The sequence below is a fragment of the Robiginitalea sp. genome (assembly GCF_049588695.1).
Classification (GTDB): domain Bacteria; phylum Bacteroidota; class Bacteroidia; order Flavobacteriales; family Flavobacteriaceae; genus Robiginitalea.
Genome location: NZ_JBAVZJ010000288.1, coordinates 1 through 9,036 on the forward strand (window position 1 = coordinate 1; position 9,036 = coordinate 9,036).

General features: G+C 47.7%; 11 protein-coding genes and 1 pseudogene. 6 read left to right on the forward strand and 6 right to left on the reverse strand.

Annotated elements, in window-relative coordinates; translation table 11 throughout:
• Positions 1-194, forward strand: a pseudogene (locus WBV75_RS07085) (biotin--[acetyl-CoA-carboxylase] ligase); the annotation flags it as partial.
• Between the two features lie 49 nt (positions 195-243).
• On the opposite strand, the gene WBV75_RS07090 reads toward WBV75_RS07085, so the two are convergent.
• On the reverse strand, positions 244-636 hold the full coding sequence (locus WBV75_RS07090; protein WP_424119937.1) for an SRPBCC family protein: 393 nt from the start codon (positions 634-636) through the stop codon (positions 244-246).
• Position 637: 1 nt separating this feature from the next.
• Positions 638-1,279: an orotate phosphoribosyltransferase gene (pyrE, locus tag WBV75_RS07095; protein ID WP_424119938.1), complete on the reverse strand. Its 642-nt coding sequence runs from the start codon at positions 1,277-1,279 to the stop codon at positions 638-640.
• A 7-nt stretch (positions 1,280-1,286) separates the two neighbouring features.
• Between pyrE and WBV75_RS07100 the strand changes: the two genes are divergently transcribed.
• Positions 1,287-1,883: an NUDIX hydrolase gene (locus tag WBV75_RS07100; RefSeq protein ID WP_424119939.1), complete on the forward strand. Its 597-nt coding sequence runs from the start codon at positions 1,287-1,289 to the stop codon at positions 1,881-1,883.
• 5 nt (positions 1,884-1,888) lie between these two features.
• Here WBV75_RS07100 and WBV75_RS07105 read toward each other — a convergent pair whose 3' ends face one another.
• The 3 genes from WBV75_RS07105 to WBV75_RS07115 all read right to left on the reverse strand — a co-directional run bounded on the left by WBV75_RS07105 (position 1,889) and on the right by WBV75_RS07115 (position 5,165).
• Positions 1,889-3,595, reverse strand: coding sequence for a M14 family metallopeptidase (locus WBV75_RS07105; protein WP_424119947.1), 1,707 nt, complete (start codon positions 3,593-3,595; stop codon positions 1,889-1,891).
• A 108-nt stretch (positions 3,596-3,703) separates the two neighbouring features.
• A complete protein-coding gene (gene coaD, locus WBV75_RS07110; protein WP_424119940.1) occupies positions 3,704-4,156 on the reverse strand; it encodes a pantetheine-phosphate adenylyltransferase in 453 nt (150 codons plus the stop codon).
• Between the two features lie 19 nt (positions 4,157-4,175).
• A complete protein-coding gene (locus tag WBV75_RS07115; protein WP_424119941.1) occupies positions 4,176-5,165 on the reverse strand; it encodes a D-alanine--D-alanine ligase in 990 nt (329 codons plus the stop codon).
• Positions 5,166-5,264: 99 nt separating this feature from the next.
• Here WBV75_RS07115 and WBV75_RS07120 point away from each other — a divergent pair, with 99 nt between their 5' ends.
• The 3 genes from WBV75_RS07120 (at position 5,265) to yaaA (ending at position 7,751) form a co-directional block, all read left to right on the forward strand.
• Complete coding sequence (locus tag WBV75_RS07120) at positions 5,265-5,852, forward strand: PASTA domain-containing protein (protein WP_424119942.1); 588 nt, start codon at positions 5,265-5,267, stop codon at positions 5,850-5,852.
• Positions 5,852-6,889, forward strand: coding sequence for an RluA family pseudouridine synthase (locus tag WBV75_RS07125; RefSeq protein ID WP_424119943.1), 1,038 nt, complete (start codon positions 5,852-5,854; stop codon positions 6,887-6,889). Before WBV75_RS07120 ends, WBV75_RS07125 begins: the two co-directional genes overlap by 1 nt.
• 100 nt (positions 6,890-6,989) lie before the next feature.
• Positions 6,990-7,751 (forward strand): peroxide stress protein YaaA, encoded by a 762-nt coding sequence (yaaA, locus tag WBV75_RS07130; protein ID WP_424119944.1) that lies wholly within the window; start codon positions 6,990-6,992, stop codon positions 7,749-7,751.
• Positions 7,752-7,834: 83 nt separating this feature from the next.
• Here the strand turns inward: yaaA and WBV75_RS07135 are convergent, their stop codons facing one another.
• Positions 7,835-7,963 (reverse strand): 30S ribosomal protein THX, encoded by a 129-nt coding sequence (locus WBV75_RS07135; protein WP_424119945.1) that lies wholly within the window; start codon positions 7,961-7,963, stop codon positions 7,835-7,837.
• 107 nt (positions 7,964-8,070) lie between these two features.
• On the opposite strand from WBV75_RS07135, the gene WBV75_RS07140 reads away from it, so the two are divergent.
• Complete coding sequence (locus tag WBV75_RS07140; protein ID WP_424119946.1) at positions 8,071-8,745, forward strand: uracil-DNA glycosylase family protein; 675 nt, start codon at positions 8,071-8,073, stop codon at positions 8,743-8,745.
• The last annotated feature ends 291 nt before the right edge of the window (positions 8,746-9,036 follow it).

Here is a 9,036-nt window from a genome sequence, read left to right on the forward strand (position 1 = left end):
GCGTTTTAGGGGATTATGAAAAACATCTCTATTTAAAGGATATCCCTGCCGCGTTTAAAAGGAAGGACGGAAGTCCATTCGAAGGAATAATACGGGGGGTGAGCCCTGTGGGTTTACTTCAGATAGAACACTCGGATGGCTCTGTTGAATCTTTTGCCAATAAAGAATTGCAATTCCCCGATGGGAATATCTGAAAGGACCGCAGAGCTGCCCGGCGCGATCCTCAAAGTGTTGGGGGAAGTCTTAAATGGAATTCATATTGGAGCTCAGGGTATTGAGGAAATTGCCGATAGGTCCTTTGATCATCATGGCCATCATGGCATTGAATTCTCCGTCAAAACTCAGGGCGACCTCAGTTTGTTCAGCCGTAATTTCCCTTATGTCTGCCGTGAGGGTAAAGGGCAGTTTGTCGCTCGCGGCCCCAAGTACAATCTTATCATAGGGGGTTTGCTCCTTTCGTCTTAGGACGATCTCGGGCATTCCTTTGAGTGCAAACCGAAAGGTGTCCTCATCCAGGACTTCAAAAGTCTGTATGGAATCGGGCATTAACTGCTCAAAATTCGAAAGGTTGGTGAGGAACTCGTAAACTTCCTTTTTCGATTTACCGACTTGATTGACTGGTGCTTCTAAATGCATATCAGGGATTCCATTTTTCAGGGTTTTCTCTCCAGGACTTCAGGGTTTCGAGTTGGTTCTGGTCAATGTACCCTGTTTTTAACGCCTGGGAGATCAACGATTCATAATTACTAAGTGTATTAAGCGATAGCCCTCTGGCTTTAAACCGGGCTTCGGCCAGGTCAAAGCCATAACTGAAAATAGCAAACATACCTTTAACTTTGAGTTCGGCAGCTTCCAGGGCATCCACCGCTTTAAGGCTGCTCTGACCCGTACTGATCAGGTCTTCCACCACTACAACGGACTGGCCTTTTTCGGCATAACCCTCAATCTGGTTTTGGCGTCCATGCCCTTTGGGTTCCGGGCGCACATAGATAAAGGGAAGTCCCAGCTGTTCGGCCACCAGGATTCCGATTCCGATGGCTCCGGTAGCAACTCCGGCAATCACATCGGGCCGTCCGTAGTGCTTTTCTACCTGTCGGGCCATTTGTTCCCGCACGTAATTTCGAATGGGCGGGTAGGACAACAGGACACGGTTATCGCAATAAATCGGAGATTTCCAGCCAGAAGCCCATGTAAAGGGATTTTCAGGTCTTAATTTTATTGCATTTATTTGTAGCAGTAGCTCAGCTGTTTTAAGCGCAGTATCGGTATCTAAAACCATGGTGTAAATGTATAAAGTTTTTGTGAATGAGCGGCCCCTGATTCTTACAGATAAAATTCGGGACAAGGAGGAAGGACCTTACTTCATGATGAATAAAGCTGAAGTCCTGAGCGCTGTGGAAGGTCTAAGGAAAAAAAAGTTTGATAATGCTTTTGTGTACCACCCCAATCACGAAGAAATACTGAATAAATTTTCCAGTTATATCCCCCTGGTTGTGGCCGCAGGCGGGGTAGTGACCAACAAAAAGGGGAAAGTCCTGTTTATCTATCGCAACGACAAATGGGATTTGCCCAAAGGGGTTATCAAGAAAAAGGAAAACCTGGAGCAGTGTGCGCTTCGTGAGGTGGAGGAGGAGACCGGGGTGCAGGACCTGCACATTGAGAATTTCCTGCGAACTACCTACCATATTTTTAAGCGCAATGGGAAATTACGCCTGAAAGAAGTGCATTGGTTTGCCATGAAAACCAAATACGACGGTGTTTTGGTCGGTGAAGAAAAGGAAGGCATCGTGAAGGTTAAGTGGAAAGGGCCCGAAAAAATCCGAAAAGCCCTTGAAAACTCCTACATCAATATTCGTATTCTCTTTGAACCCCCTTCCCAATAAGGCCATCATTCCACCCGGTAGACCGGGTACTTCAGATGCGCAGCCTCGTAATTCGGACTTCGTTTAAAAAGCCATTCCAGTTGGGCGTATGCGTTTTCTTTGAATTCGGAATCTTCACTCTTTTTTTGTTCAAAAGCCATTCTGAGTTCCGGGTCGGATCGTAGCAACTCCGCAGCCGTGTCTTCAAAGACGTAAGGTGAAAAGCCCTCTTTCTGCTGGAGGATCGGATCGAAAAAATTCCAGTTGAAAAAGGAGTCAGGGAGCTCAGGTTCCAGGGTCTCCAGAAGATAGCGAACGCCTTCCTGGGTGGTTGGTATCCAAAGGTCACCCGCATGAAAGGTTACCGACTCTGCCTCTTTTTGAATTTGGGTTTGAAAATGGGGGTAATGCCCCTCATAGGGGCGAGAATACGTTTTGTAATCTTCAATACGATACCGGGTTACTTCCAGTGTGCTGTCCGCTTCAAACTCCTTATACTTAATTCCATTCCAATCCAGTCGTCGGCGTACACGGTTCCAGGCCCGGGGCAGGATATAGGCTCTGGGAATCCTGATGGAATCCAGATTTATAAACTGATTGTAATAAGGGACCTTTAGGTTTACAGATTCCTGCCGGTTGTATTTAAGCCTGGGAAACCCCGTGACCGAACTGACAATAGTATCCGCCTGATACCCCATAAAATGGAGGTCCTGGAAGGCTGTGGAATCGATTTCCCAATCAAACGGATAGTAATCCCCGTCCCGGTAGTAGTCCTTAGACACTTCCGGGAGTATTTTCAGGGAATCCCCATGTATTTCGGCCAGGCCAATAAGTTGTCGCATGAGTTCGTAGGTGCCCTCAACCCGGGAGGCATAGGGCTTGAGCATATGGGTTTCCACCATAAGCCCTGGCGTATTCCAGAGGGCCGCATACCCCGTGGAATATCTGGGGTAATCCATAAACTGACTAAACCCGCCATCCGGCGGGCGGTTGAAAACATTGACGTAGGGAGTGATCGGCCAGCCCTTATCCCGCAACGCTTTTTCAAGTCCGGGCCGCAAGGTGTTCTCGAGAAAATTCCCCCCGGGACCCCCCAGTTTATTGTGCTGTGTAAAAAGATGGGTAAGCGTATAGGTATAATCCGCACCATTGCTGACATGGGTATCGAGAAACAAATGGGGGCGAACCATCCTGAATATGGAAGCAAATGTGCGGGCATTTCCCGTATCCATTTTCAGGAAATCCCTGTTGAGGTCGTAGTTCCTCGCATTTCCCCTGAAACCATAAGATTCGGGACCATTCTGGTTGGCCCGCGAAGCATTGTTCCGGTTCAGTGCCCCTCCGATATTGTAGACAGGAATGGCCGAAATGACGACATTCTCCGGTACCGGTACCTTCCCGCTGGCCATATCCCGCATCAACAGGCTTGTGGCGTCAATACCGTCAGGTTCCCCGGGATGAATGCCATTGAGAATGAGTAGGATGAGCTTTTCCTCTCGCAGTTTTTGAAAGTCAAATCCGCCTTCGGGGTTGTAGGTTATAAGGTGCAGGGGTTCTCCGCTATCGGTTTCCCCCAGGGTTTGTAAATTGATTTCAGCGTATTCCCGGGCCAGGCCCCGGTAGAACTCCATGAGCTCATCATAGGTAGCCGTAGTGTTCCCATTCCCTTTTTCAAAAGGAGTTTCGAGGGCGGGAGATGCTTTTTCCGTGTTTTCAACGCAGGAACTCGACACCAATGCCAAGGTGAGGGGTAAAAGGAATGATACTATATAATGGTAACGCATTAAATTAAGGGATTTAGAAGGGTTCCCAACCGGCCGAAAATGGCCTGAAAAGGCAAATTAAAACCGGACTGTATCGGGTACCAGTCCGGTATAATCCCCCCCATTACGGATCACGTCCCGGACAATCGAGGAACTGATATACGACTTACCGGATGAGGTCAGTAAAAATACAGTTTCAATCTCAGAGAGTTTCCGGTTGGTATGCGCAATGGCTTTTTCGAATTCAAAGTCTGCGGGGTTCCTGAGCCCTCTGAGGATAAAATCAGCATGGACCTTTTTGCAAAAATCAACCGTAAGGCCGCTGTAGGAAGTCACACGGATACGCTTTTCATCTTTAAATGCCTCTTCAATAAAGCCCATTCGCTGTTCCATGGTAAACATATAAGACTTTTCGGCATTTTCACCTATGGCGATAATCACTTCGTCAAAAAGGGAGATCCCGCGTTGGATAATATCGTAGTGTCCAAGGGTGATAGGATCAAAAGATCCCGGGAAAATGGCGCGTTTCATAGGTGGTATTTAAGGACTATTAAAATTTTGATTTCTCTTTCAGAGCTGTTTCAATGGCGCTCCCAAAGAGGTCGGGTAAAGTTATCCCGGCCGCCAGGGCCTGCTCGGGTAAAATACTCGCCCCAGTCAGCCCCGGGATGGTATTCATCTCCAGAAAATACGGAGTTTGGTCAACAATAATGAATTCACTGCGGCTGAATCCTTTCATTTTCAGAGTTTCATAGATAAATATGGCGGTATCCTCCACCTTTTTTTGTAACCCTAACTCAATTCTGGCAGGCGTGATCTCCCTGGATTTACCTTCGTATTTGGCCCTGTAGTCAAAAAAATCTCCTTCGGGAATAATTTCGGTAATGGGCAGTACCTGTACTTCATCCTCATATCGCAATACTCCCACGGATACTTCAGTTCCCTTCAGGGCCGTTTCAATAAGAATTTCATCGTCTTCCCGAAAGGCTACCTCTATAGCAGCTTGCAGTTCCTCAGGTCTTTTGACCATGGTCACACCGAAGCTACTCCCCGCCCGGTTCGCCTTTACAAAACAAGGGAGTCCCACCCGTTCAAGTATCTCATCAGGACGGATTTCAGACCCTTTATCGAGCTGGTAAGACTGTGCACAGTAAATCCCCCTGGGTTTGAGTACGCTCAGCAGATCCCGTTTGTTAAAAGTAAGTGCAGCCTGGTAAAAACCGCATGAGGTGTAGGGGATATCCAGCAGATCCAGATAGGCCTGTAGCAGCCCATCCTCCCCGGGTGACCCGTGTATCGCATTAAAGACGCAATCAAATAAAAGGTGGGTGCCATCTGGTGTAGCACTGAAATCATGCCGATTGATAGGGAACTCTTTCCCCTGATCGTCCAGAAGTATCCAACCTTCGCGCCTGATAATTACCCTGTAAGGGCGGTAAAGCTCACGATTAAGCGACTCAAACACCGTTTGCCCGCTTTTCAGGGAAATATCGTATTCGCTCGAATACCCTCCCATGACTATTGCGATATTTTTTTTCATCCTGCGCTCGGGGAGATTTAGATCAACAAGTGATATCCCACTCCAAAATAAATAAAAAACAAGGCGGTTTCCTATATTTGTGCGGACAACACCATCCTAATGCGAAACTTTCTGAGTTTTCTGACCTCCAAAACCTTCCTAATACAGCTTGGACTGGCCTTGCTGGTGTCGGGGGTGCTTATTTTTCTTTCCATGCAATGGTTGAAAAGCACTACAGACCACGGAGAATTTGTTCAGGTTCCGGATTTATCCAAAAAATCGGTCACTGAGATGCGGGATGTACTCGCTCTGAAGGACCTGCGATATGAAGTGGTGGATTCTGCTAATTTTGACCCGCAGTATCCCCGATTTTCAATAATTGAACAAAACCCCCCGGCGGGCAGTAAAGTCAAAAAGAATCGAAAGATTTATGTAACCGTAAACCCGTCAGGGTATAAAAAAGTTTCTGTTCCCGACATCATTCAGGTCACCCGCCGCAATGCGACTTCCATGCTTAGGGCCGTTGGTCTGGACGTGGACAAGGTGACGTACATAGATGAACTGGGGAAGGATATGGTGTATCGCATCCGGTTTGAAGGAAAGTACATCAAACCCGGTGATAAACTTGCGAGAACTTCAACTATCGAGTTGGTCTGCGGCAATGGTACGGTCCCTGAAGAGGCCCGGATTAAAGCGCAGACAGAGTAATGCTTCCCGACGGACACGAGGATGACGATCCCGGGGAAGCGGAACTCTTTGAGCATTACAGCTTTGAGGCTGCCTCCGGCCAGGAGCCGTTGCGCATTGATAAATATTTGATGAATCTTATTCGCAATGCCACGCGAAATAAAATTCAGCAAGCTGCCCGTGACGGCAATATCAGGGTCAACGATCAGGTCGTCAAACAGAACTACAGGGTGAAATCCGGAGATATCGTCCGGGTACTTTTTGAGCATCCCCCATATGAAAACCTTATAAAACCAGAGGCGATTCCGCTAAACATTGTCTATGAAGATGACGCCTTGATGGTCATTGATAAACCGGCAGGAATGGTCGTCCATCCGGGTCATGGGAATTATTCGGGTACCCTGGTCAATGCCCTGGCACATCACCTGGATGATTTACCAATGAATTCGGATAACCGCCCGGGACTGGTACACCGTATCGACAAGGATACCACCGGACTCCTGGTTATCGCAAAAACGCAACAGGCGATGACGCACCTGGCTCGTCAGTTTTTTGAAAAAACCACGGAACGGGAATATATTGCCATGGTTTGGGGCAATGTTGAGGAAGATCAGGGGAGTGTGGAAGGCGCTATAGGGAGGAATCCCAAAAACCGCCTGCAAATGCAAGTCTTTCCGGAGGGGGAACAGGGCAAAGAGGCCAAAACAAACTACGAGGTACTGGAGCGTTTCCGCTATGTCACCCTGGTATCCTGTCGCCTGGAAACCGGGCGTACCCACCAGATTCGGGTTCATATGAAATACCTGGGGCACCCCCTCTTCAACGATGCGCGCTATGGAGGCGATCGGATCCTGAAGGGAACTACATTTACCAAATACCGTCAATTTGTCGAAAATGCCTTTGCGATTTTACCCCGCCAGGCACTTCATGCCCACACCTTGGGCTTTACGCATCCTGAGAGCGGAGAGTGGATGGCCTTTCGGGCTGACCTCCCACAAGACATGACCGCCTGTATTGAGAAATGGCGCCACTATACCCGTCATGTCACCGACGAATAAGAAGGATTGATAGAACTATAAAAAAGTCCTTTGAGATTTCGGTCCTCAAGTTCGCTTTACATTGTACTTTCGTCTTTACGAACGTCTTAAGGTACGGACCATGAAAATAGTAATCTCTCCCGCAAAGTCACTGAATTTCGAATCTCCCCTTCCGACAGAACGCCATTCTGATCCCCTTTTCTTAGACCAAGCAGTAAAAATCAATAAAGTACTGGCTAAAAAGAAACCCAAAGCGCTATCCAACCTTATGGGAATCTCCGATACCCTGGCTGCATTGAACTGGGAGCGAAACCAGGATTTTTCGATCCCCTTTACACCGGAAAATGCCCGACCGGCCGTTTTTGCCTTTGACGGGGAGGTCTATCAGGGATTGGATGCCTATACCCTCAAGTCCGGGCAACTCGATGCCCTTCAGGATTCCCTGAGAATACTCTCGGGACTCTATGGCCTTTTGCGGCCCCTGGACCTGATTCAACCTTATCGTCTGGAGATGGGAACCAAACTACAGGTGGGCCGGAAAAAGAATCTCTACGAGGTATGGAAAGGTGCTGTTACAAAGCACCTGAATGAAGAACTGGAAGAAGGTGAGCTGTTTGTCAACCTGGCGAGTAATGAGTACTTCAGTGCTGTAGACTCAAAGCAACTTAAAGTGCCGGTGGTTACCCCGGTCTTCAAGGATTGGAGCAAGGACAAACTTAAAGTAATCAGCTTTTACGCGAAAAAAGCCAGGGGGTCTATGGTGCGTTATATTATCGACCACCACATAGAGACGCTGGAGCAGATCAGGGGCTTTAACTATGAAGGTTACGAGTTTAGCCAGGAGCACACCTTAAAGGAATCCCAACCGGTTTTTGTCAGATAATTCAGGCATTCTGAGCCTGTTTTAAATCCGCAGGTCATCCACCGGTGAACGGTCTCATTTGATTATAGGGATTGAGTGCCAATTCAGGTTTTACCCCGGATACTGATTTTCTCCTCCACAGGAGTCCTTTTGCGTATTTTTCGCGGGCGCCGGACCCCGTACGTCTTATTGGCAATTTTTCCCCTCTTCGATTTTCGATCTCCTTTTCCCATAACAGACAGTTGTTTTTCTAAGTTACAAATTCTGTGAGGTTTTTGAAAGTAATCAGGAGTTCGAAATCGATTCAAATCGTCTATTTTTGATACCGTTACAGACTTAAATGGCCCCATTTCAACATAAACACCCCTATGCCCCCTTCTTGTTTGATTCCGCTCAAAAGTGGATCGTGGGAACCCTGCCTCCTCCCCGATTTACACAGGGAATACTGCGGCCCGGGGATGTGGATTTTTGTTATGGGAGCCGAGACGGGCAGTTGTGGCCCATCCTCAATCAGATTTTTGAGCTGGACCTCAAATTTGAAAATACGGATGCCGCGATCGCCCATCGTAAAAATTTCCTCATTCAGCGGAGGATAGGTATTTGCGATATTGTCGACCGGGCAGAGAGGGAACACATCGATGCCTCAGATCTGGGAATGAAAAATATCGAACTCCGCGATCTACTCTCTTTACTCAGCCGCTATCCGAAAGTAAAACAGCTTCTCTTTACCGGGGGAAATAGCAAAAATGGCCCGGAATACCTTTTCAGAAGACATTTGAAAGAAAAAGGCCTGCGCCTTGAGCGAGTTTCGGATTCCATCCCCAGAATTCATCAATTTCTTATCCCGGGAGAAGGATCGGCTGAGCGGCTTATCACGACAGTTTCTCTGACAGCTCCCTCGGGTTCGGCCAACCGGGCGGTTGGTGGCCTACCCGAGTATAAAGCCCGGAAGGCCGCTGATCCTGAGTATACCACCCTCGATTTTCGGGTGGCGCAGTATAAGCGGTTTTTCTAGATTCCGTGCTGGTTTTACGTTCAGTTTCCACAACTTTGTTATAATAGGCTAAGTGTACGGGTCGTTGAGGGGCTTATCCCGATCTTTGAGAAGGGCAAACAGGCATATAAGCCGAAATGAAAAAAAAACACAAATGGTATGAGTCAGACAGAGCGGCTAACAGAATTTCAGAAATCCGTAAAGAACAAGTTCAATGTATACAACAGCCTCTTCCTGAATCTGCCCTATACAGAAGGGGAGGATGTCGGTATTCTGATTCCGTTGCTCTTTCAGGAATATGAGAAGGGGCTT

What these genes read in the sequence shown, in the direction of transcription:
- WBV75_RS07120 (WP_424119942.1), top strand. Translation starts at nt 5,265, where the DNA reads ATGCGAAACTTTCTGAGTTTTCTGACCTCCAAAACCTTCCTAATACAG.
- pyrE (WP_424119938.1), bottom strand. Translation starts at nt 1,279, where the DNA reads ATGGTTTTAGATACCGATACTGCGCTTAAAACAGCTGAGCTACTGCTA.
- WBV75_RS07140 (WP_424119946.1), top strand. Translation starts at nt 8,071, where the DNA reads ATGGCCCCATTTCAACATAAACACCCCTATGCCCCCTTCTTGTTTGAT.
- WBV75_RS07115 (WP_424119941.1), bottom strand. Translation starts at nt 5,165, where the DNA reads ATGAAAAAAAATATCGCAATAGTCATGGGAGGGTATTCGAGCGAATAC.
- WBV75_RS07090 (WP_424119937.1), bottom strand. Translation starts at nt 636, where the DNA reads ATGCATTTAGAAGCACCAGTCAATCAAGTCGGTAAATCGAAAAAGGAA.
- yaaA (WP_424119944.1), top strand. Translation starts at nt 6,990, where the DNA reads ATGAAAATAGTAATCTCTCCCGCAAAGTCACTGAATTTCGAATCTCCC.
- WBV75_RS07135 (WP_424119945.1), bottom strand. Translation starts at nt 7,963, where the DNA reads ATGGGAAAAGGAGATCGAAAATCGAAGAGGGGAAAAATTGCCAATAAG.
- coaD (WP_424119940.1), bottom strand. Translation starts at nt 4,156, where the DNA reads ATGAAACGCGCCATTTTCCCGGGATCTTTTGATCCTATCACCCTTGGA.
- WBV75_RS07125 (WP_424119943.1), top strand. Translation starts at nt 5,852, where the DNA reads ATGCTTCCCGACGGACACGAGGATGACGATCCCGGGGAAGCGGAACTC.
- WBV75_RS07100 (WP_424119939.1), top strand. Translation starts at nt 1,287, where the DNA reads ATGTATAAAGTTTTTGTGAATGAGCGGCCCCTGATTCTTACAGATAAA.